Source organism: Streptomyces sp. TS71-3 (genome assembly GCF_018327685.1).
GTDB lineage: Bacteria > Actinomycetota > Actinomycetes > Streptomycetales > Streptomycetaceae > Streptomyces.
In genome coordinates, this window is sequence record NZ_BNEL01000003.1 from 1,131,686 (window position 1) to 1,155,155 (window position 23,470).

A 23,470-nucleotide genomic window follows, 5' to 3' on the forward strand; every position below is an offset into this window, starting at 1 on the left:
ACGCAGAGGGAGCCGCGAACGCAGAGGGACTGGTGAACGCAGAGGAACCCGCGAACACAGGGGGTCTGGTGACCGCAAAGGGACCGGTGAACGCAAAGGGACCCGCGCCGTCTTGAGGACGCGGGCCCCTCCGTTTGATTGCAGTCCTGCCAGGGCGCCCTGGCGCCAGGACGCCAGACCGCCTGCCCGCCGGGGCGTCAGACCGCGGCGCCGCCCGACTTGCGGCGACGCACGGCGAACACCGTGCCGGCGCCGACCACCACGGCCGCACCGGCGATCCCGGCGATCAGCGGGAGCGCCGAGGAGGCACCGGTGTGGGCCAGCGATCCCTCGCTCACCGCGGTCGTGTCCGAGGCCGGGACGACGTGGGAGGAACCGCCCTTGGCCGGCGCCTCGGACGGCAGCGGAGCCTCGCCGCCGGTCTGCGGGACCGGGTTCGAGCCGGTGGTCGGGGTGCCCGGCTTGACGATGCTGATCTGGTAGGCGGCGAAGCTCGTCGCCTCACAGTTGTTCTTCGTGTCCGGGTAGACGCCGAGACCGATGGTGAGGGCCTTGCCGACCGGGGCCTGGGCGGTGACGTTCAGCCGGAAGCTGAGGTCGACCGTGGTGTGGCCGGGCAGGTCCCCGGGGCCCAGGGAGCCAAGGGAGTACGTGCCGTCGTCGGTGACGTTGAACCACCGCTTCCCGTCCGGGTCGTACGCCTGGAGCACGGCCTGCTTGAGCGTGAACGGGTCATCGCTGTCCAGCGGACCGACACCGGCGGCGAGCGTGACGTCCTTGATGGCGTTCTTCGAGGGGTTGGTCACCGTCATCTTGAACGGGTGCCAGCCACTGCCCTTCGCGATCTTGCCGGACAGGCCGCTGAGCGCGATCCGGAGGGTGGCCTTGTAGTTCGGGTCCTGGTCCTCGCAGATCCCGAGATCGGTGGGCTCCACGGACGGCGTGCTGCTCGGCACGGCCGAGGTGGAGGCGGCCGGGGCGGGGGCTCCGTGGGAGGCGGGGACACTGGCGCTCGCGGAGCCGGAGCCGGGCTCGCTTGCTGAGCCGGAGCCGGAGCCGGAGCCGGAGCCGGAGCCGGAGTCGGAGGCGCTGGCGCTCGGGGAGGCGGGGTCCGAGGGCGCCTCGGAGGTGCTTGCGCTCGCGGTGGGGGTGGCCGAGCTCAAGCCATCATCGGCGTAGGCCACGCTTGCCATCGTCAACGCGGCGGGGGCGACGACAGCGGTCGTCGCAACGGCCACCAGGGCACGGCGAATCTTCATGAGACCTCTTCTGTGCAAGAAGAAAACGGAGAGGCCGTCGCAGTGGTGGGGACACGCGGTGCGGCAGGTGCTGATGTTAAGGCCGGGTGAAGGAGGTGCACAGCCACCCGACAACGGCAGATCCCGGCCAAGATCAGAACGTCGTTCACGTATGACGATAAAGGGTACAGTTGCCCTCGTTTTCAGGGTTTCCCTGTGAACAAGGTCACGCGAATCGCCAAGCCACGCTCGCCCTCTGCCCCCTCGGAGGCTGAACCGCTGGGACCGGACCACACACTTCAAGCCACACGAGCCGGGACGCCGAGCACACGTCACTCCACCCACGCCACAGGGCGCAAGCTCCGGGCGCGCGCCCTCTGCCCACGTCCCGGCGTGCCGGCCGAACTCCACAGCACTGGCGCCGGAGCACGCGCGGGTCCGACCGGCGGCCGATCTGGTGAAACAGCGGGCAGGATCGAGGACTCTCGCGGCGTGACCCACCACAGCGTCGACCCGACGGGCTCGGGAGAAAACGGATGGTGCTCACCGGCACACATCTCCACGATGGAGGCATGCGCCTTGCCTTTCCACCGGCCGAGGACGGACGCCGCCGCGTCATCGTGCACCGCCGCGACGGCGTGACGTTGGAAATGCGCTCCTATGACCGCACATTCCGAGTACCCCACGACCTCGCGCACGCCGTGACCGAACGAGAGCTCAAGCTGAACGCGGGTGTCTTCGGCTGCATCGCCGCCGGCGCCGTCTTCACGTCCATGCGTGTGCTCACCGGTTCGCAGCGACACGACGCGGCAGCACGCAGCACCCGAATCATCAAGGCCAACGCCCGATCGATCACCGTGGCCGAAGCACTCAGCGGCGTCCTGCACCGCGCCGCGGAAGGCACGCTGACCAGGCCCTTGTACGCCTCAGTGCGGGAGGCGTGGGGCAGCGTGGAAGAGCGCCCCTTCCCCTACACCGAAGCCACCATCACCGAAACGGCGAAAATCCTGACCGCACAAGCCGAGTCCTGGGCCGCCCTCTCACCGGGCGAGGACCTCACGTTCAGGTGGCCTCCGGCCCTCACGGCACAGCTTCCGACAACCCGCCGCTGAACCTCCCCGTGGCGTGGCATCCCCGCACGATCGGACGCGCGAACAAGCGCCCCTGAAGCCGGCGTTCTCCGCAGCGAGCCGTCATGCACCGGTTCCGTCCCGCTCACGCCTGATCCGGACGGTGCGCGGCGATTGCCTCGGCCGGTCAGATGGGCCTGGGCCGGTCAGATGGGCCTGGGCCGGTCAGGTGGTCCCGGGCCGGTCAGAAGGGCCCGGCTGGGCTCCGGGAGAAGGCAGTGTCGCCGGCCGTCGCCACGATCGCGTCCTTGACGAGCAGCACTCGCGGCGGGTAGTCCTGCGCTTTGTCACCGGGGTCGTCCAGTGCGGAGGTGCGCCAGACCTCCGCTCCGGTGCGGCTGTCCAGCGCCAGCAGACGGCCGAAGCGGTTGGAGAAATAGACCCGCTTGTACGTCGCTGACACCGCGGGCGCGGACAGACTCTCCATATCCGCCACCTTCTGCCACAGTTGTTTGCCGCTGTCCGCCGACACCGCGGTGACCGACCCGTTGGACCGGACGAAGTAGACGACGCCGTGCACGAGGGTGGCCGCGCCGGTCAGCGGATGTGCCAGCGGTATCCGTCTGACCTGACCGGTTTTTGAGTTCACCCGCAGCAGCGCGTTGTACGGCCGTTCGTACCCGGCGTCGTACACGTCCTTCGCGGTCTGGGGGGCGAGGAACAGGGGTTGCCCGCCGACAGCGCCGAGCGCTTCCGCCTTCTTGGGCAGTGTGGCAGTTTCGGCCAGGCTGCCGGGTCCGAGCCTCATCAGCTCGACCGGGGCCTGGCCGGGCTCGGTGCCCTTCGAGCACAGGGCGTAGGGGACGCCCCCCAGCGCCGTCGGCGTGCAGTACTCGTCCAGCGAGGGCGCCCGCCACAGTTCCTTGCCGGAAGGCCCGTAGGCCACGAACGAGGAGTAGTCGGGGGACAGGGTCAGCAGTCCGCCGTCGTACAGGACCGCCTCCTCGGACAGGCTGATGTCGCGTTGCCACCGCCGGTGCCCGGTATCGGCGTCGAGGGCCACCACGCGCCTGGTCTTGTCGTCCGGTTGCTCGGGCATGTAGACCAGCCCGTCGCGAACGCCGATCGGCTGCGCCCCCTGGGGGCGGGTGCCGGTCCGCCACATCGTGCGGCCGGAGGACGCGTCGACCCTGGCGGCCGTGAAGCCCGTACCGCCACAGAACAGGGCGCTTCCCTCCGGCACGCAGCCGGGGCTGTCGTAGTCGAGAGGGACGCCCTTTACGGCGTACCGCAGCTTCGTCTGCCAGGGCCGCCAGCCGGCGGGCAGTGACGCGGCACGGGCGGTGGCCGTCCCGGTGGCGTCGGAGGCGATGGTGGTGGTGTCCGGGTCGGACACGTAGACACCCACGCCGACACCCAGCCCCGCGACGACCAGCACCGCTCCGAGGCCCGTGAGCAGCATCCGGGCTCGGCGACGCTGGCCGGTGCCGGTGCCGGTGCCGGTGCCGGTGCCGGTGGCGGTCGAGGCGCCCGTGGAGCCGGTGGTCACGCTCCGAGAAGTGGGGCGGCTCCCGGGTTTCGTGGACAGCCCGGTCTTCAGGGACCCGGTGACGTCGGACTCCGGCAGCGCCAGGAGCATCCGGTAGATGTCCGTCAGCTCCGGCCGCGCGGCCGGGTCCTTGTGCAGGCAGCGCTCGACAATGTCCAGGAGCGCTTCGGGCACCCCGCCGAGATCCGGGGTCCCGTGCACCACCTGATAGCCGGTTATGTAGGGGCTGTCGGCGTCGAACGGTCCCGTGCCCGCAGCCGCGAACACCAGCAGCGACCCCAGCGAGAACACGTCCGAGGCCGAGGTGACGTCTCGGGGAGAGGCCAGTTGTTCCGGCGACATGAAGGGCGGAGTACCGATCATCCGTCCGGTGGCGGTGAGGCTCTGGTTGTCAGAAGCGTGCGATATGCCGAAGTCGATGACGCGCGGCCCGTCCTCGGTCATCAGGACGTTGCCCGGTTTGAGGTCGCGGTGCACCAGGCCCGCCCGGTGGATGTCGCGCAGTGCCTCGGTGAGCCCCAGGCCCAGAGCGCGCAGTTGCCGCTGGCTCAGCGGGCCGTCCCTCTGCACGACTTCGGCAAGGTTGAGCCCTGGCACGTAGAGCGTCGCCATCCACGGCCGGTCGGCGTCCGGGTCGGCGTCCACGACAGGCGCGGTGAAGGCACCGCTCACTCTGCGCGCCGCCGCGATCTCCTGCCGGAAGCGCGTCCGGAACTCTTCCTCCTGGGCATACGGCCCGTGCACGAGCTTGACCGCGACCTGCCTCCCCGAGGCGGAGACTCCCAGATAGACGACTCCCATGCCGCCCGCCCCGAGCCGACCGAGAAGGGTGTACCCGCCTATGGACTCCGGGTCCCCGGTGCTCAGGGGCGTCATCGCCGATCACCCTTCCCAGCGCCTGCCTGCCTCACGGGCACCAGAGTAGGGCCTGCCGCCCCGGAAACAGGGCCGCGCATATCCCGCATCGGTGTCCCTGCGCCCCTGAGCCGTGCGATGGGTCGTCCGCTCAGGAGAGGCCCCAACTCCTGGCGTGGAGCGGGTGACGAGGGCCGAACTCGCCCTCTCAGCTTGGGAATCGACGCCGCTTGGGCGGCTACGCCGCTTCTGGCCTGCAGACACGTGCTCCGCGATGTACGGAGGCGTCCGTGCCGGCCGTACGCCTACGCGTCCTCGTCGAACAAGGCGCCTCGGTCACGTTCGCACGCGATCCGCGGGAGTCTGCCGGTCGCTACGTCGCAGGCCGGGTAGCCCCTCCGTCCGCGGCGGGACAGGTTCAGACCTGGCCGAGGTCGATCTCCGCCGCGAAGGGGGCGGTGACCTTCACGACGCCGGTGAACATGTCACCGTCCCGGTAGGTCTTCGTGGCGGGGGCGAGTAGGTACGTGTACACCAGAGGCACGCCCGTCGCGGCCTGCTCGATCCGCCAGTAGAAGCCGATGCCCGCCCTGGCGTACTGGTCGACCTTCACGATCCGGTCGGTGGTCTCCGAGCCCGGCGACACCACCTCGGCCACCAGCAGTACGTGCTCGGGCCGGGTGGGCGTGATGTCGATCGTGTCAGCGCGGTAGACGACGACGTCGGGGCGGCGATTGGTGAGCGGGACGTCCTGCAACCGGACGTCGAAGTCCGTGTCGGCGTTCCAGCCGGGTCCGGCGGCGGCGTCCAGGACGTTCGCCAGGATCCGGGCCAGGCGGTTGTGCCGCTTGGACGCGCCAGGGGTCCCGACGACCCTTCCGTCCACGATCTCGATGCCGGCGCACTGCTCCGGGGACCACGACTCGTATTCCTCCGCCGTGATCCGCTCGTGCATCACGCCGGGGCGACCATCTCGGCAGTCATGACATGCCTCCCGGACACTGTGCGGCGGGCCCGATCCCGCTGGACTCAAAGTACCGTCACCAACTCACCGGTGGCCTGACGCGAGACTCGACCGGTGTCGACTCTCGCCGTGCGTCTGGTCCGAGTGGCTGGGCATTCGACGACCTGATGAGGAGGTCGGCGGACTGCAGGTGTGGACAGCGAAGAGGCGGTGGTAGAGGGCAGGGATGCGGGCGTCGGCCAGCTCGCAGTTTGCGCATCCTGTGACCCTGGTCGCCGAAAGTCGGTCTTCGAGGCGCCGTGCCGTCGTAGTCCTCGAATCCCTGGGGGTGCTTGACCTCGACTTACGGCACGTGGAGGGCACGTCAAGCCCAAGTTGTTCTGGAGAACGAACAAACCCCAGGCCGCCGACCTGGGGTTTCGATCTGGAGCGGGTGACGAGAATCGAACTCGCGCTCTCAGCTTGGGAAGCGACGGCGCTTGGGGAGTCGGACAGCCTCTAATGGTCCTGACCTGGGCGTATGCGCTCTGGTGTGGTGTGCGAGAGCGCGTGATCGCACCGCTGTTGACCGTGGTTTACCGGTCTCATGGGCACGCTATGGGCACGCCGTCGGTCGGGAGGCGCGGGGCGCTCCTCTGGGTGCGCTGGAAGGCAGGAGATGCCCGGAAGCGATGGTTGGCCGGAAGGGCGCCATTGCAGAAGCGCACGGAGAAGGGGCGGCTGTCCCCGGAACCACTCAGGGTCCCGATCCGCTGGATCGGGACCCTGACTTGCTCGTCCCCTGCTGGGTGGCGGGCGTGGAAGCTACGACCTCTTTGTCCCGAATTAGGCTCGGGTGAGATTGCTACCAGTGCGGGCGTCGTTTGCCCTGTTCAGCGGGTTGCATCAGTGAGTTTCGCGCGGCCTTGGGTCGGCTCGGGGGGAGAGCCGGCTCCCGGTTGGCTCTCAAGGAAGCTCAGCCCAGGTGCATGGCATGGCCAGCATGGGTCCACCCGGGCGACCGAGATCAGGGCGGTTCTGGCGTTTTGGGCTGGTTTGATTACACTACGCGATGTCGAGGGTGTTCAGCGGCCGGGTGGTTTGGCGGGAGCGCTTGCGGAGGCCGGTGGCGATGTTGTCGCTTCCGGTCAGGTGGAGGTGCCGATAGTAAGGTTGCGCAATGCTTCCATGGCCGCACGGTGGGGTTCCGGTCCGGACGGGGAGGCGCCTTTGGCGAAGGTCGTGTCGCGTGGTGCATGCGCTCGCGGTGTGAATCGCGCCTTTCATCCCGGCCAGGGCGGCGTCGTACTCGGCGACCACGCACATCTTGTACCCCGGGGAGAAGCAGTAGCTGATCGGTCTCTGGGCTGGGTCCCCAGACTCGGCTATCGGGCCGTTCGCGCTGGTGATCTGGGGCTGGGATCCCGTCTTGCCCAGGGAGGACTACCCGATAGACCGGCTGTTTCACCACAAGCTGACAGGAAGGGTAGCGGATACTCGAGACACCACCTGACCGACCTGGCGCCCACGTCCTGTCTCTTCCGCCATGATGCTCACATGGCCACCAACCAGTCAGCAGCCGAGATCGCATCGCTCCTGGAGCGACTCAAGGGGAAGAAGATCGCCACGCTCCAGGTGCTTGGCGTCAACTCGCTCAAGTCCATTTCACCGCTTCCGGAAGCAGTGGTGGGGGAGGCGGTCACGGACGTGGACGTCGTTGAGCGCATCATCAACGTGCACACGGCCGGCCACCGCATCTCGTTCGATCTGCAGCGTACGGGGCGGGTTGTAACGCTCGATTCTGCCGAGCCCTACCGGCTTGCCGCCGGGGTCAGCCGTCCTACTGCCCGCCTCCTCATGGTTGACGGCTCAGGCGTGGACTTGACCGAACCGGCCAAGACGAAGCGGGTCACGGTCACGATCGTGACCAGGTCTGAGTGACGTTGCGGTACCGGATTACCTGCTTTCCAGGCGGCCTCGATGCAGCTACTCTCGACGCAGGAATCTGAGCACGTCATCGGGAGAAGCGATGGGCCGGCAGACGCAACGTAAGGACGACCTCCTGGTCTCCTCTAACTTCATCCGTGCAGTCCGGGAGTCGGGCTACGTCAGCCTCTCGACCGCCCTCGCAGAACTTATTGACAACTCGCTCCAGGCGGCGGCGACGGAGGTCGCTGTCACGGTCACGAGACCCAAACCAGGAGGCCTTCCGGAGATCCGTGTCGAGGACGACGGGGAAGGCATGTCGCGCCCCGAACTCGAGGCATGCCTTCGCTTCGGCGGCTCGTCACGGTTCGACGAAAGGCAGTCGTTCGGCCGGTTCGGTATGGGACTGCCCGCCGCGTCCCTCAGCCAGGCGCGGCGGGTAGAGGTGATCTCATGGCAGAACGGTCAGGCACCCAACCAGGTCTGCTTGGACGTCGACGCCATCGCCGCCGGGACGCCGGTTGATCTTCGGGCTCGCCGTCAGCCTGGCGTCACCACGGGGTCAGGCTGCCTGGTGACCTGGCAGCACTGTGACCGTATCGAGTACCGGCGCCTCGCGTGGCTCGAGCGTGCGCTGCGGCGGGACCTTGGACGCATCTACCGCCGCTTCCTCAGTAACGGCGACCTCACGTTGACCCTCAATGGGAGGCGGGTCGATCCGGTCGATCCCATGCTTCTCACGGCGAAGATCGAGGGGCGTGGCCCACGCTTGGCGTTCGAGCCGCTCCGCTACGAACTGGCAGCGTCGTCGGGCAAGACGGCCTTCGTTACTGTTCGGTTCGCGATGTTGCCGGTACAGCACTGGCATCATCTGGACAACGTGACAAAGCGGCGCATCGGCATCGTCGGCGGAGCCGGAGTCTCCATCCTCCGCGCCGGTCGCGAGATCGCCAGCGGCTGGCACCTCATGGGCGCGAAGCGCAAAGAGAACTACGACGACTGGTGGCGCTGCGAGATCGAGTTTGATCCCATCCTCGACGAGCACTTCGGCATCACGATCAACAAGCAGGGAATCCGGCCTTCTCAGGTACTCCAGGAGGCCCTCGGGCCGGAGTTGGAGGCGATCGCCCGGCTTTTGAACTCGCGTGTCCGCCAAGCTTTCGAGGAGGCCAAGTTTCAAGCGGCCACGGAGGCGTCGTGCCGGATAGCGGCGGCTGCGGATGTCGATCTGCCTGTCATCCGTACGCCAGGTAAGGGATCAGGTGCTCTGAGTTACCGGATTGGATCCGAGCAACTCTCGATCGATAAGATGTTCGCCTCCTCTCTGAAGCGGCGCACGCTCGATGTGACGCTGAACGTTGACCACCCTGCCTTCGCAGCGTTGTACCGCCCGCTTCAGACGTTGGGTGATGAGGCGGCAGGAGAACTCCGTACCGCTCTCGAACTCTTCCTCCTGTCCTTCGCCCGCACCACAACACTTCTCAGCCGCGACGGCCGCAACTGCGACGATCTCCTGCGCATGTGGAGCAGGACCTACGGACGGATGCTCCAAAAGTCATGAAAGAAGAGGCCAAGCTCATTCCTCTCGGCCTTCCGGCCGATGCCTCCCGCCGAGAACGGCAGGGATTTGCCCGGCTTTGCACGCAGCTTGCGAGCACGCAGGTGGGGGCTGATGCGGTGGGCGACCACGATCTGTGGATGAAGGCAGCCAAGATCAACAACTTGTACGACCAGCCTCTGCTCGCGGCAACTGCTCACGTTGCCATCGATCTTGTGGATCAAGGCTGGACGGTTCGAGTGGACAGGTCTAAGGCTGTCTTTACTCCGCCTTCGGTTCACGGCGACCGCAAGGTGGAGAAGGCCCGGATCCGGCGTCAGGAGCATCTCCGCCGTGACGAACAGCTAAGAAAGAGCAGCGTTCGACGGTTCGTCGAGGGGATGGAGCGCACGCACCAGCACGGCGACCGATTGGTCTCCGTCTTCAACCTGATGCGTGACGGCCGAGAGCTGGCGGACGCGCTTCAGTGCGCCGGCGCGTCTGGGGACGTGATTAAGCCCTACGTTCAGATCGTGGACTCATCGACTTGTGAACTGACTGGGTTCAAGCTTCACGACATCTGGCGCTACTTCCGTCACACATGGTCCAACGCTTACGCGACCGTGCCTGGCCGCTCGATGCCGATCTTGGTCCGGGATGCAGCCACGGAGTTCCACGCCGTGATTGGGCTGGCGGCCATCTCCAGCCCCGTTGTACAGATTGCCGAGCGTGACCGCTGGATGGGCTGGGAGACGGATCAGTTCCTCGAACAGGTGCGGGCTGATCCTACCGCTGACGTTGCTAGCTGGCTGGCTCAGCGGATCGAAGGGCAGCAGAGCGAGATCTACGTTGACGATCTCCTTCGTGATGGGATTCTCCAACCGACCGACTTGGCAGCGCCTACCCCAGAGATTGTCGCTCGCCTCCGGGCCGATGCAGATCGGCACCGTCAAAAGCACCACCAGGCAAGCACGATCCGTGCGGTCCGCAACATCGACCGCGAAGCGTGGGTAGAGCGCGCAACGACTGATCTATTTCGGAGCAAACGTTCCTCAGCGCTCGCAGAAACCCTCGACGTTGCAAGTCTGCTCGGAGGCTATCTCTCCCCGCCCACGGTCGAAGGACTGACCAAGGCCTTTTCGGATCCGAAGGCCTGTACGCAGATGCGCCGAGTGGTGCGTCGCGCACGTGGAGAGAGGGTCGGTACGGTCATCGCCGACCTCACCGTCTGCGGCGCCGTGGCGCCCTACAGCGCTCTAGCGGCGGGCAAGCTGGTGGGAGCGCTTGCCGTCTCGCCCCAGGTGCTGTCCGCTTACCGCGAGAAGTATGCACGCCCAAGCGAGATTGCGTCGGCGATGGCGGGCCGACCGATCCTGCGTGAGCCCCGACTCTCCTTCGTCGGAACCACGTCGCTCTATGGCACCGGTTCAAGTCAGTACAACCGACTGTTTTGGCCTGCTGACGTCATGGGAGGCGATAGCGACATCCGTATGGGATTTCACGAGCTCGGACGGTCACGCTCCTTCGGGACCTCTCACTTCTCCGATGAGACAGTCGACGCCCTGGTGCGAGTCTCGGTATTGCGCGGCTCGCTCGTCCGGATCAACAGCCTCTTCGGCGAGGGTGTCAGCCCCCGCCTGCGTAAGGTCCGAGTGGGGCTGGCCGCGCTTGGCTGGCCCGCCAACGAACTTCTCAAGCACGGACGCGAGCGCATTCTTTACGGTGTTCCTCTGGTCGAGAACTTGAGGGACTACTCGCTCGGCATTGACGGGGAACCGAAGTACTTGCTGAATCCGGAACTGACCGAAGCGGACGCCAAGGTCTCCAAGTGGTGGCTAGAGCGCTGGTGCCAACGGCGGGCCACACAGGAGCATGTTCTCGAGTCCATGCGCTCGCATCGGTTGGTCCGCCCAGTGGAGCACGGTGCCCGCGTACCGCTGCCCATGGGAGATGGAATGTCAGCTGCTGGAGAGGAAATGTTCCCTATCTCCAATTAAGAGACTCCGGCTGACCGTCCCAAACGTCGGCGCCCTCCTGCGTGTTGACTGGGGGCCTCGATACGATGGTTACCGATGGGTGCGCACCATCTCGTGCTCGGGCGCGAATGCTTGAGTACAGGAGTTTGTCAAGTGGTGGTCCGTGTCCGCGGGCTGCAATCCCCGGGAAGGGTATTGCAGCCCGCGGGGGACGGATCCTGCTGCTTCCAGTGCTGTTACTTCATGCCTCACCCAAGTCGGGTGTTGACGATCCAGAGAGATGCTGCAGGAAGCTCGAATCGACTTCGATATCACCCGTCAGACGCCATGCGCGGCGTTCGTATGAAAGGTCTCCGGACACCGTAAAGGGAAGTTGGCGCCTATAGGCCATTATTGCCCAGCCGTGATTCTCTCCTGTTAGCGGAACCTGGACTCGCAGAGTTTTACCACCTACCTCCGCCGCAACGGTGATGACCGCTGATTCATCGCCGCTAGGCGTCGCATCATCCCGCGCGAGTGATTTAACGAGTCCGACCAACGTCTCCCGTCGTGCGGGTTCTTCCCTTCGTACGAGCCGCTCTCGAACTCGCGGGAGCCCATCAATCACATCCCGGTCCAGCATAATGGTTGCGAGTCCTACGTCTGGCTTACGTTCAGCTGCTGCCCATTGGAAAGACAAGTCCAGCGAACGAAGATGCTCAGGCTGCGACATATCTTCGAGTGATTCGACCAGTCCTGCACTTAGTCCGAGACCGCTTGGAAATTCGAGGACCCCTTGGTCCCAGGATTGCGTCAAACGCTTTGTGGTCTCAAGTCCTCTAGCTAGGGTTTCCATGACTCGCCGAGGAAAGGCAATAGTTGGGCGCCCATGGTCATCGATGGCCTGAGGGCTAGAGTCTCCTAGGCGTGTGACGACAGTGAACACAAAGCTTCCACGCTTCGTATGCCCGAGTCGTACATCTTCATCCAGGAATCCGCCTACTGCCGTCGGCCTTCGTCCCTTATGCGAGTGATGAGGGTCAGCGGTTGTGGTTGCTACCGCCTTCATCATCTTGTAAATGGCTTGCAGTGTCTTTTCGGCTTGCTGGAAGGGAATTGTGCCGTCAATCATGCCTTGGTCGAGACGAACGAAAAAGAGGTCCGCGCGTGTAGCGATGACGTGCTCAAGTAGCTGACCTGCATCCCAGTCGTGAATGTGTCCGAGGGACTCGAGCGCATCCACGAAGCGCGGCATGAAATCTGCAAAGTCCGTAGCAAGCGGGATCATGACGCGTGGCGCCGTGGACAAGTGCCCTGAGCCGTAGCGCCAGACCTGACGAACATCTGGCAGCTGATGTTCCAGTTCCCAATCATGAGAAGCGAGGAACTGGGAGACGGCGAGAGGGGTCAACGCAGACGCAATATCGCGGTAACTGTCGAGTGTAGATCGGTTCACCGCGAACCCTCCTCCTGATCGCCGATCGTTTTCATTATGCCCAAGAGTTGTTCGCCCGTGAACAGGTTTCGACGTGGCAAATGTACCGTGTGGTATTCCTTGATCGGGCCCTCATGTCTTAGATTATCAGCAGACTCCCAGAACATGCGGCTCCGCGTGAACAAGCCCCATTCGTCGGTTCGGAGCCACGGCTCTGGTTCACGGGGAATGAGGAGTACGCCGAGATAGGCGGGGATGTATCGTTTTCTGCGCGTTAGTTTCCGAAACGGCTTTGCCTTCATTCGCCAGGTCATGCTGTCATCTTTGAGCAGGTTTTCTTGATAAGTGCACTTGAGCTGAAGCTCGAACTGTGGTCCGTAGTAACCTCGGTACTCTGTTGAGGAAACGATCGTAATGTCAACGCCCTCGTAGTCGGTCTCATGAGGCTTTATGGAGCATCCGGCGGCGTAGGCGATCATTCGCGTGAACGAGACGCTGAAATGTTCCTGCAGTGCCGTTATAGGCACTTGCCCCTCTGCGAGATCGTCTTCATCCATGGGGTCTTCGAGGTCGTCTGTCGGCATATATCCCCCTCCTGGCATGCCTGCCAGCGGTCAAAGTCACCTGAGTCTATTCATTTCCGTTCGTAGGCTTCGCCACACGAACGTTTACATGCCGCCCCCGAGCACTGTGTCGGTGATGCGCGGTCCAAGCCTTGGTCGTGGTCCGCCGGACGGTGTAGCAGCGCTCGCGGCGAACATGCAGGTCGCGCACACAATCAGTCGCCCTGGTAGCGGGCGCTCGCTGACTCGCCATCAGCTCGCTGGCGGCAGTCGCAATGACCGACTCGGAGGTCTACCGGGGCTTGCCTCGGCGAATGTCGTGTCACCATCGACAACACCAGGCCGCAGACGCAGACGGCTGTCGTCGTGTCATGTTCGTCTGTGCAAGCAGGCGCTGAATCCGGCCCGCGACCTGTGCTTTCACCTGTGACCGTCGTGACACCACCAGGCGGCGCACCATTGGTGTCTCATGCCGCAGATACGATTTTCCGCTCCTTCGACGACTAACGGTATCGGACGGCGATGGGATCGCCGCCGACGCCCCTGCGCCGGCGGCGATCCAGATCCTGATTTAACTCAGGCCAAGGCCTGCAGAATCTGCTGGCTGGCGAACGGGAGATTGCGAGAGATCACCATGTCGTCGATCAGACGGACCGGGACGTTGCCTGACTGCTTCGCCGCACGCAACCCGTCGGTCGGCGCCAGTTCCGGACTGAGCGGGCCGTGCACACCCAGGATCCACTGATGGTCACCCCGCCTTGCCAGGATAGGCGCGGTGATCGTTCCAACTCCCTCAACGTAGATCCTGTGCCCTCGGACGAAGGAAACGTCGTGGAGCTCTCGGCTGATGAGGTCCTTGTAGAGTTTGTCGGCCGATAGTTCGAGTCGCTCCTTGTCCAAAATCGGCGGCGTTCCGTGGATCAGGTAACGCAGCAGACTGGCACCGACGCGCCGGTCGAGGAGGCCGTGCTCGAATCGGTTACGGAAGCTACGCAGACAGCGGTAGCAGGACTCGTCGCAGTGCGCCGGGCATTCTTCGAGGCGGTCCAGCGTCCGTTCGAGGATTTCCATTCCGTAGTCGTTAACCCGTCGAGCGAAGCCAGCTCCACCAGCGAGCGTGTCGTACACGTAGATCTCGGCCTCAAGGCCTTCCTTACCGAGGGGAGTCAGCGCAGGACGGTATTCTGCTTGTAGTTCCGTTGCCTCAATATCGAGCTTTTGGGTCGCGGCGATCGTCAGCGCCTCAGCGACGGTACGGAGAGCGATGTGCGTCGACAGCAGAGCTGGCCCCAGTGTGATCGGCGAGGCCACCTTCAAGCGAACCAGTAGCACATCTGAAATGAAGTCAGTTCCTAGTACCAAGCCTCGTGTTGAGGCCGTGCCGGGACAGTCCGGGGCCTTCTCGTCGGGGTAAGGCTTCTTGTGCGTACCGACGACCACCCCAGTCGCAGTCGCAGTTGGCTCGATTAGACCGCAGCGGGTGCAGTAGGTGTATCCCTCGTTGCGTGGACCGGTGTTTGTGACGAGCAGGGTTTCGCGGCGGTACGTCTGTGCCAAGCGATCGGTGACACGTCGCCAGGCAGTCTCCTCGGTCGGCCCGGGCGCCATGAGTTTGGCGCGTGTGGCGTAGCTGCGGGCCGGCGTGTCGTCTGGGCTTGTACCCGGGTCCTTATCGGCCGGGTGCGCAAAGCCTGGCGGCCGCATCCAGTTCTTGGCCTTGCCGAACTTGCCCTCGGCACCGCAGGCTGGACAATTACGCTCTTCCCCACGCTCTGCCTGGTCGTAGGGCAAATGCTTGGCGTAGTGGCATACCTGGCACTCGAAGTACAGCAGTTTGTCCCGCCAGGCCTGGAAGCGTTCCTTTTGGACCGGTGCGTAGATTGCCCCGGAGGTCCACTCCTTGTTGTCGACCCACACCACTTTGCCAGGCGCGTACTGGCTGAGGGCTACCGGGAGTCCCTGACTGGGCGCATAGCGGAACTCGGTCTTGTACGGCGTTGACCGATCGAGGTCGAAGACGTGGAAGCCCACGACGTCTGTCGGAAACGCGTAGCGCGGCAGCACCCCTTTGTACAGCAGCCGATCAAGCAGGTTCGTCTGGCTCCGCCGGGCGCTTGGCTGCTCGGCGCCGTCTTCGACGGGGCCCTCTGCTTCCACCTCATTGCGCTCCGGTGGGGCATCGCCCTCAGAGCTGGTTGGCAGATCCCCGTCGACGTCCAGGTCAAGTGCCCTATCGATCGCACGGAGTGTGTTCGTGACGACACCGCTCAGAACGGCCTCGCGGTCTGCCTCACTCAGTTCATCGGGAAGCCACGATGCAATTTCCTCACGGAGCGCATGCTCCTCGGACCTCAGCCACTCTTCCAAGTCGGTCCGATTCAGGGGGGACGTTGTCCCTACGAAGTCCTCAACGGTGCCGAGGACTTCGAAGAGCTGCGGCTGTTCGTCAGGCTCGATTGCTGGCAGCCGATCCTGGTGATAGCGCTGTAGCAGGAACGCAATGACATGACGACGCGCGATTTCGTCATTGTTCATCGTCAGCACCGGGTCGTCCACTTCGCCGCGGATCATGAGCTCTGGCTGACGGAAATAGTGGTCGTCATGTGTGTCGGCGCTTCCGAAGGCCAGCACGGTGGCGACGGCGTTGCCCCGGCGCCCCGCCCGCCCTGCGCGTTGTTGATAGTTGGCACGTGACGGTGGCATGTTGCGCAGCGCGACGCCGGTCAGGCTGCCGATGTCGATGCCAACTTCCATGGTGGTCGTGCAAGATAGAACGTCGATTGCGGCGCGTGACTGTTCGCCTTCGCGGGTCAAGCCGAGGTCAACGTCCTGGAACAGCAGCTCGTGCTCTTCCGCTTTGGAGAATACGGCGTCGGACTGGGCAGCATTGAGCTGTGCCGTGTGCTCGGCGGCGATGATGCTCAGGGGAGGCTCGGGCGGATCGCTCAACGCCCGGGCAGCACTGGCCCGGTAGTACCCCTTGCGAGCCTGGAAGACCGGGTCGGTGTCGGGATCCAGTTTGCGAACCCGATCGTGCCCGCAGTTGACACACCGGGTCGCGCCGGGAAACGGCCGCTGGGTGAAGCGGCAGCGCTCGCAATATCCCCACATTCCACCAAGTTCCAGGGCAACGTTCTGGGCCAGCAACCGATACTTGCCGGCCTTTGGTTCGCAGAACGTTTTGAGCAACGTCTGCAGCCAGTCGTCCGTGAACTTCTTCCGCGCCGCCTTCGAACCGAGCCAACGCTCGATCGATTCGAACTTACCCGCGTGCTGTTTTACGCCGCCCTTTGTCCTCCACCAGTCACCTTCGGTCATCGATGGGAACCATATGCCTCGGGTTGGGCTGTTCCATTGCGCCAGCCATAGCCGAACAAGCGCGAGCTTGGTGTCGGCGCTGTTTGCAACCCCGTCGATATCAGGTAGTTCCGCCAACAATTCATCGGTGAGGTTTGCCCGCTCACGGAGGGATGCCAGGCCCAGGGACGACAGCCCGTAGTACTTGTCTGTTAGCGTTGCGTACATTGCCCGCAACAGCGACTGCGGCGGATTGGCGGTGGTGAGTAGAGGTACCATCTCAGCCGGATTGCCTGACAGCGCACCCTTGTCGATTGCCTGCGCGACTGTGTCCAAGACATGGAGTGTCTCCATGGGACGCAGTTCCGGACGCAGCCGAACCGACAGCACTCGCGCTCCAACCATGACGGCCACGTACAAGCGCTCCAAACTGAGCGATGGCGCCAGGAACGGTTGGTTCGCCAGTTCCTGCCAACCGCGCAGGATCAGGGGCCGAATGACGTCGCGCATGGAGTAACTCTGAAGGTTGGGCGCCAGCCGTGCGGCAACCTGCCGGGAGTCCGAGAACGCGAGCACCTTGCGACCCCGCAGAGGCGCAAAGTCGGTGTACGGCTGCGCACCAGGCGGCTGGACTTCTAGCTGACGTGTCACCAAGGCTTGGAACGGCTGGTCACCCTTCGTCTGGTGATCCTGCACCGATGAGCGGCCGAACCCGGCGAGTTGCCCGCAGACACCGCAGGGCTTGAACTCTCCGTTCGCCTCCACCTCACCGTCACTGCCATCGTCGTCACCCTTGACTACTTCTCCCCCTCGAAGCCGAGGAATGAAGACACTGCGGATGCGGGCACCGAGTTCTTCTGGGTTGAGTCGGCCAGTAACAAGATCGAGATCGGCGGGCTCGACATTGCCACCGGACGGATCTTCAAGCAGAAGGTCCAGCGGCTGGAGCTCGGGGATGGATCCCGATGCGGACTCGAACGATCCTCCCGGCTCGTGCCACAGGTACGACGGCTCGACTACGTCGCCGGAATAGGCCCGTGCATAGGCTGAGCCGCAGTGCCTACACGTGTACAACTCGAAGACTCGGGCACCACAGCCACAGGTGGCCCGCGGCTGGGCGTAGAGCTTGCCCACCGGCCCCGGCTTCGGGTGTGCCTCCCGGTCAACCTCTGGGCAATCGGGGTCGAGACATGCCCAGAGGCCAGGCAGCCCACGAAAGAACGCATGCACGCGACATGGCAGCAGACCCGCTTCATCTGCCGACCGTCGTGCTGCGCTACCGAGTGCTACCAGGGAAGAAACAGCTCTATCGGCGAGCTCTTTCTTAACGGTCGGGAAAATGAGCGCGCCCAGCTCATTTACCGGTTGTGCCCGCTGCATCGTCTCGTTTACGAGCAGATTCATCGGGCCGAATCCGCTGAGCCCATCGTGTAGTAGTTCGCCGACCGTAGCGCCCTCCTTCGCGGCAACTTTCCGATAGTCCAGAAGCCGCTGAACGGCGGCGATGCGGGCCTCGTCTCCCTCACCGTCGTAGAATTCCTGCATTGGTACGGCAGCGAGAGCCTGAGCGTCCTGGAGGCTCCCCGGGCCAGCGAGGTCCCGGAGGGCGAGACGACCTTCTACGGTCTTGAAGCCAACCTCGGACTTGCCGCTCAACTGTGCAGCGAATTGGCGCGCGTACTCAGGGCTCGCGAAGCTCGCACTCGTACAGATGACCTGTAGCCGTTCGGGGGTGATCCCAAGCCTTGCGCGAAGCCGGCGCAGAAGGAGAGCAACCTCGGCGCCGGCCGCGCCGCGATAGAGGTGGGCCTCATCGATGACCAGGAGGAACTTCTCATCGGGGTTGTTCGCCAACCAGGCCCGTGTCGCATCGAACACCGGTCGCTCAAGCGGGCGCATCAACATGTACTCAAGCATCGAGTAGTTTGTGATCAAGACATCCGGAGGTGCGCCCAGCACCTCGTGGCGCGTCAGGAGTTCGGGGTCGTTGGGCTGAAGGACGGCACGGGCAAACTCGCCATCCTTGTTCTTCCAACGGGAGCCACTTTCGCCGTACCAGACCTTCAGATCTGGCTTGGCCGGCCACTTTCCGCGCGATCGCAGCTTGTCGATGAGAGCTGTCGCCGCGCCGTGCCCCTGCGACGAGGGGTCGTCTGCCCGGTTGATGAGGCCAACGTAGAAGTCCTCAATCGAGCGAAGCCGCGCCTGGTCCTTCTCGACCTTCCGTACGCCGGCGTACAGGGTTCGGCTGGTGTAGCGGGCGAAGCGTGCTGGACGGCCAGCCCACGCGCTGAACTGGGCCGTGACGCGCGGATCGCCGAGCAGGAGTCGGAGACGACCCAACTGGTCATTCACCAGCGCGTTCATCGGATAGAGGATCAAGGACCGCACAGCCGGAGCTGCGAACGACTCAGGCTTATTCGCCGCCTCTGCCGCAAGCTTCGCCAGCATCGGCAGAAGAAACGACTCTGTCTTTCCCGAGCCGGTACCGGTAGTGACCGCAAGGCTAAGGCCGTCCCGAGTCGTCCACTCAAGTGCCTCAGCTTGGTGGGTGTAGGGCGGGTCGTACAGTAGTGGCTTCAGGCCACCTACGCCTGTCGTCAAGGTAGCGAAGAGCGCCTGTGCAGATGTGGCAAGTTCGAGGTCACCAAAATTTCGGTCCGTCTGATAGCGGGGAGTGCTCTCGATGAAGGGCGCTCGGAACAGCACGCCTTCCTGTTCGAGCAACACCCGACGCTGATCGATCACGGTGGGGTGCCCCACGTGATAGGTCGCCTCGATGTAGTCCTGAAGTGCCGCCTGAATCTTGGTGACCGTCTCCGCGATCGTTGGCGCTTCCACTGTCATGCCACCCCTCCCTCTTCTCTGACGTGCATCCACAGCATGTCAGAGACGAACGCTGACACCTCGCCGATCATCGAGATCGGCAAGCGGTACGAGATCAATGAGCCTTTCGCGCGTGAGACAGGGGTTCCTACGAGTTCGAGGTAGCGCTGAGCCCAGCCGGGCACAGGCCCGAACAGGTCCAACATTCGGCTCCCGGGTGCTCCTGTAGCAGCCCGGACTTGCACCACCTGCGGGTTTCCGACCACGACATCCCTGGCGGCCTGAAAACGCCACGCTTCGTCGCACGCTGGCGCATCAGAGGCATCAACCGGAAGATCCACAAGGGCTTGAGGCACGCCACGCTCAATCCGTACAAGGCACCACAGGTCTGCACCGTAGGCCTGGGGCCGGCGGGCAACAAAGTCGCCGGAATCGCCATCCTCGGGTGGCCGCCAACGACTGCGGTAGTAGCGAACTGAGGACTTTGGATCGATGATTGTTAGACCGCTGACATGGCCAGATTCTGCTGCCTGGTCCAGACGCTGACCCATCGCAACGACGACAGCGGCTGCGCGTTCCGCGCTGGGGTGTTTGAGCCAGTGCTCACGTCGGATCTCATGCAGGCCAGCGGCACGTAGTCGGACAGGACCCACTTCTGGGTCTAGTTCTATGGACCGTGTGTGGCTTTCGGGCAGCACCTCCGCGCCCACAGACTCATCCACGAGCGGGGCGGCGTTGGGGCGTACCCCCAGCAAGAGGTACTGCCCGCGAGCCTTCGCCACATACGAGGGAGGAGCCAGGTAGAGCAGGCGACTGCCCCGATCATGCTGGCGAGGGAGTTCGACCAGGTCACCAATCGACACCAAGAGATCCAACTGCTCCGCGACCTGGCTGCGAGTAACCAGGCAGGACTCGTCGAGCGGGTTAATGGCCTCAAGGACGGCTTCCACGAGTCGACGCGGCGTCACCGGACACAGGAATGAAGCCGCGCGGCGTAGCGAGGCGCATATGGCTTCCGTCGAGAACAGGTCGGTAGCCGTCTCATCCAGCCCCAGAGCTCGGACCGCACGTTCAGCGGCATCGGGGGCGCTGACCGGAGTTATGTTCATCGGCTACCTCCGACAACCAACTCGTTCGACGCCTCTCGCAGGTCTTCAATCCCGAGCACAGCGAATCGAGCTGCGCGAATGAGCACGGGAGAACGCAGCACGCACTTCAAGAGCCGGTCTCGTTCGGTCTCGTTCCAGCTAGCCAGAGAGCCAGGTCTGGTCACTAGGGCAAGCAGGAAGTCTGCGGCGGTGTGTGGATCATCGATGCCACTGGCTGCAGCGATGATGTGGATCGCTCTGGCGAATCCCTCGCTCAGCGCTGCCGGCGAGTCCGCCCATTGCCAGAGGTGGCTGGCAATCTGCTGGGCCGCAGCGCGCTGCTTGGGTGCCTGACCCACAAGTTCCTGCATCTCGTCGAGCACATCAGGTGGCCTGCGAGTGCCGACGGGAACGCGCTTGCGCTCCAGATGGGCCCACCTGCTTCCGGTGGCGAGGGACACGAGGGCCGTCGTGGCCTCGTTGAGAACCTGTTCTCGCTGATGATGAGCGAACGGATCTGCCGGCACGTCGGCGTCAAGCCAGCGGTGGTGGCCAAAGATGAGTTGCTTCATCTCGGACAACGACTTGTCTGTGTACCGGATGACCGGACGGTTGCTTGGTCTCTGGCGCAGTTGGTTCGGCTCGGGGGGCAAAACGATGGCCGCGGTCACATTGCCAGATGTCGCCTGCAGCAGTCCTCCACTCGGCGGGACGGCAATCGGTCGGCGGGAATCGCAGCGCTCGCCAATCAGAGGAGCCTCCACCGGATACAGAAGCACCTGCGTGTCATCCCCGTCGGTCCGATCGATCAGGCGTGCCTCGTGCTCGCCATTGCGCCGCTTGGTGAGCACCCAGCGGAGCGGATGGAAGCCACGTTCGCAGACCAGGGAGGCGAAACCCACTCCGCTCCGGGACACCGATACTTCGCACGACTCGGCCTCCTCGTAAGCGGCGAGCAGCTTTCTCTTATGCAGTTCCTGATCTGCCAACCTTTCCCATGCCATGTCGCTGAAAGGGAGCGAGATACTGTGATGCGCCTGTGCCAGTGCATTTCCAGCATCGTCTCGCAACACGATCAACAGTTCCGCCTTCGTATTTGGCGGGCCGTCGATCGAGAGGCTCGCCCGACCATCCCAAAGTTCGGTCAGTTTCGGACGCGCTGGCGTGGCAAACAGCCGGATCCCTGACCCCTCTGTAGTTCCGTCCCAATTCGTGTGGGGGTCACAGATCGTGATCGCCAGCGAACCACTTGTAACAGTCGCGCCCATGTCTGTGTTCAAAAGCGCGATGCCGACGTCATGGGTGCCCACCGTGAGGTCCTCAAGGGCAAAGATTAATTCCGGTTTGTTAGCGGGCCACTCGAGCACAATAGGGAGCCCACCATCGACGGTTACCGCGCACATCTCCGTGGCCCGACTAGATCGCACCGCGAGCAAAGCCGGCTCCCCAGCCAGCCAGTCGACAGCACCCTCGCCGTCCCAGGCCCCGGGGATGAGCCCGACGGGCCGAACCGATAAATCCGTCACTACCGACAGATTGGCCGTCGAGAGCTGGGCTATTTCGGTTTCGCCGATAATATCCGGCATCTTCATCTCGAGGGCATACACTCCTTCGGTCAGAACTGAAGCTTTGGCGACGTACGGTACCGGGGGCGGTCCACATCCGAGTCGTCCGATCAAGCAATATTCGTGACCCGGTCGCACGACCTTGCTCTTTACCTCGACGGCAATTCCATCTGGTTGCTTCCGGAACACCCACCACGGCCCCTGTGTAATGGAGCAACGCTCCGCGATCAGGCTGTTCACGACCGACGAACCCCGCTCTAGTTGGATGATGGGAATCTCGGGCCGAGGCCACGTGGACAGGGCTACTTCACCCGGGTACAGCAGTTTCCCACGGGGAAGCGGTTGACGGCGGCCCTCAACTTTCGGGCGGAGATTCCGCAGGTCCTGACCAACTTGATTCTGCAACGCCTGTAGCGGCGTAAGGTCAGGCAGCTCCAAATATGGCCGCCAACCGCCGTCTTCCTGTCGCAGCAGAAGCTTCGGGTTAGTGACGGCCGTGAGTGACTGCCCCCGCTCCATTGGTCTCCTGCCCGAGTTCATGGGAAGAAACCCACTTGAACGAATCAGGTTGGCCGAGTGCTTGGCGCGGGTCAGCCAAGTTCGCGACTGGCGTTCGTTGGTCAGGTCGTCAACCAGGCGGGCGAGCGTCGATCGCACCAGGTACGGGGAATCCTCGTCGTCGCCTGAGAGCATTGCGGCCGCCACCTGACCGAGGAGGCTCTGGTTGCTGCAGAAGATCTGGAAACGCTCGCTGTATCCACCCGTGCGCGAAGCCAGGCATGCACCCAGTGCGTGGGGATCACTAAGCAACTCTGCGGTCAATACTGCGCGCGACTCAAACAGAAGCTGCGCCAACTGTCGTTGCAGATCAGCTGGTATGATGGCGTGCGTGATTGGCCAGGCGATGATGTTGAAGTTGGCCGCAAAGCTTCCCTTCGGCTCGGCCCCGCCGTAGTCGGCTGCGAATCGCTTGAACCACTGTTTTATGCGCTGACGGTTGGTGGTCACGCTCCAACCCGGACTGCTTTCCCAGCCCGGTGTTTTCTGGGCGAAGAGCGGCCAATACTCATCTCCAACATACTCATAGCCGATCTCTGCTGCGTAAACTACAAAGGGTAGCCACCAGGTGCGAGAGTGAATATCGAGTCCCTGCCTGACAGCCCCACGCACGGCAGCTAGAAGTAACTCGAAGTCGTTACTGCTGAGGTTGTGCTCCAGCACAAAGACGGGAGCCGCCGACTGGAGTGCCCGGCGATGTTCGTGAAGCGTTCGGAAGTGGTCATGCAGTCGCTTGTGCAGGTACTTGAGGAGCTCTACCGAACCGTCACGCGCCATCCCCTCCATGGGCTGGTGTCACCTCTCCTGGGTCTCGGATTGCCGTAGATAGTGTCCGACAGAGCACCGACACTTGAGGGGAGTGTCGCGCAAGATCGACTCTTGGGGTGGGGCCTGGGGTTTCGTGTGCAGTGGCGCCAGGAGACGTCTATCCTCGATTCTTCAGCAGCCGTGAGTGCATGGCCACGCTATTGGTTAGTCCTTTCCTTCCGTGTGATCGTGGCAGGGAATCGGCCTGGTCCCCTGCTTCAGCCAGTCTGGACTGGCCGGTTGCAACGGACCGCCCAC

General features: G+C 63.9%; 12 protein-coding genes and 1 pseudogene. 5 read left to right on the top strand and 8 right to left on the bottom strand.

The genetic code is table 11. From position 1 onward, the window contains the following. Nucleotides 1-197 precede the first annotated feature (197 nt). The gene (locus Sm713_RS29230; protein WP_212913001.1) at nt 198-935 is read right to left on the bottom strand and encodes an LAETG motif-containing sortase-dependent surface protein; all 738 of its coding nucleotides are present in this window, start codon (nt 933-935) and stop codon (nt 198-200) included. On the opposite strand from Sm713_RS29230, the gene Sm713_RS29235 reads away from it, so the two are divergent. Both Sm713_RS29235 and Sm713_RS29240 read left to right on the top strand, forming a co-directional pair. After that, nucleotides 925-1,179, top strand: a complete 255-nt coding sequence (locus Sm713_RS29235; protein ID WP_212913002.1) for a hypothetical protein — start codon at nt 925-927, stop codon at nt 1,177-1,179. The genes Sm713_RS29230 and Sm713_RS29235 overlap by 11 nt on opposite strands. Nucleotides 1,180-1,810: 631 nt before the next feature. Next, nucleotides 1,811-2,350: a hypothetical protein gene (locus Sm713_RS29240; RefSeq protein WP_212913003.1), complete on the top strand. Its 540-nt coding sequence runs from the start codon at nt 1,811-1,813 to the stop codon at nt 2,348-2,350. 202 nt (nt 2,351-2,552) lie between these two features. Here the strand turns inward: Sm713_RS29240 and Sm713_RS29245 are convergent, their stop codons facing one another. Both Sm713_RS29245 and Sm713_RS29250 read right to left on the bottom strand, forming a co-directional pair. After that, entirely contained in the window at nt 2,553-4,733 is a 2,181-nt protein-coding gene (locus Sm713_RS29245; protein ID WP_212913004.1) for a PQQ-binding-like beta-propeller repeat protein, read from the bottom strand. A 397-nt stretch (nt 4,734-5,130) separates the two neighbouring features. After that, nucleotides 5,131-5,696: pseudogene (locus tag Sm713_RS29250) on the bottom strand (Uma2 family endonuclease). A gap of 1,516 nt (nt 5,697-7,212) precedes the next feature. Between Sm713_RS29250 and Sm713_RS29255 the strand changes: the two are divergent. The 3 genes from Sm713_RS29255 to Sm713_RS29265 all read left to right on the top strand — a co-directional run bounded on the left by Sm713_RS29255 (nt 7,213) and on the right by Sm713_RS29265 (nt 11,115). Beyond that, nucleotides 7,213-7,596 carry a hypothetical protein gene (locus Sm713_RS29255; RefSeq protein WP_212913006.1) on the top strand — a complete coding sequence of 128 codons (384 nt, stop codon included), beginning with the start codon at nt 7,213-7,215 and terminating at the stop codon, nt 7,594-7,596. An 88-nt stretch (nt 7,597-7,684) separates the two neighbouring features. After that, entirely contained in the window at nt 7,685-9,142 is a 1,458-nt protein-coding gene (locus tag Sm713_RS29260) for an ATP-binding protein (RefSeq protein WP_212913007.1), read from the top strand. Next, nucleotides 9,139-11,115: a Druantia anti-phage system protein DruA gene (locus Sm713_RS29265; protein WP_212913008.1), complete on the top strand. Its 1,977-nt coding sequence runs from the start codon at nt 9,139-9,141 to the stop codon at nt 11,113-11,115. The genes Sm713_RS29260 and Sm713_RS29265 overlap by 4 nt, the downstream gene beginning before the upstream one ends. A 220-nt stretch (nt 11,116-11,335) precedes the next feature. On the opposite strand, the gene Sm713_RS29270 is transcribed toward Sm713_RS29265, so the two are convergent. From Sm713_RS29270 to Sm713_RS29290, 5 genes are all read right to left on the bottom strand, one after another. Continuing rightward, nucleotides 11,336-12,529, bottom strand: coding sequence for a hypothetical protein (locus tag Sm713_RS29270; protein WP_212913009.1), 1,194 nt, complete (start codon nt 12,527-12,529; stop codon nt 11,336-11,338). Further along, nucleotides 12,526-13,092, bottom strand: coding sequence for a DUF4365 domain-containing protein (locus Sm713_RS29275; protein WP_212913010.1), 567 nt, complete (start codon nt 13,090-13,092; stop codon nt 12,526-12,528). The genes Sm713_RS29270 and Sm713_RS29275 overlap by 4 nt, the downstream gene beginning before the upstream one ends. A gap of 555 nt (nt 13,093-13,647) precedes the next feature. Further along, nucleotides 13,648-19,215: a DEAD/DEAH box helicase gene (locus tag Sm713_RS29280; RefSeq protein WP_212913011.1), complete on the bottom strand. Its 5,568-nt coding sequence runs from the start codon at nt 19,213-19,215 to the stop codon at nt 13,648-13,650. After that, a complete protein-coding gene (locus Sm713_RS29285) occupies nt 19,212-20,303 on the bottom strand; it encodes a hypothetical protein (protein ID WP_212913012.1) in 1,092 nt (363 codons plus the stop codon). Before Sm713_RS29285 ends, Sm713_RS29280 begins: the two co-directional genes overlap by 4 nt. Continuing rightward, on the bottom strand, nt 20,300-23,191 hold the full coding sequence (locus Sm713_RS29290) for a hypothetical protein (protein ID WP_212913013.1): 2,892 nt from the start codon (nt 23,189-23,191) through the stop codon (nt 20,300-20,302). The genes Sm713_RS29285 and Sm713_RS29290 overlap by 4 nt, the downstream gene beginning before the upstream one ends. Nucleotides 23,192-23,470: the final 279 nt, after the last annotated feature.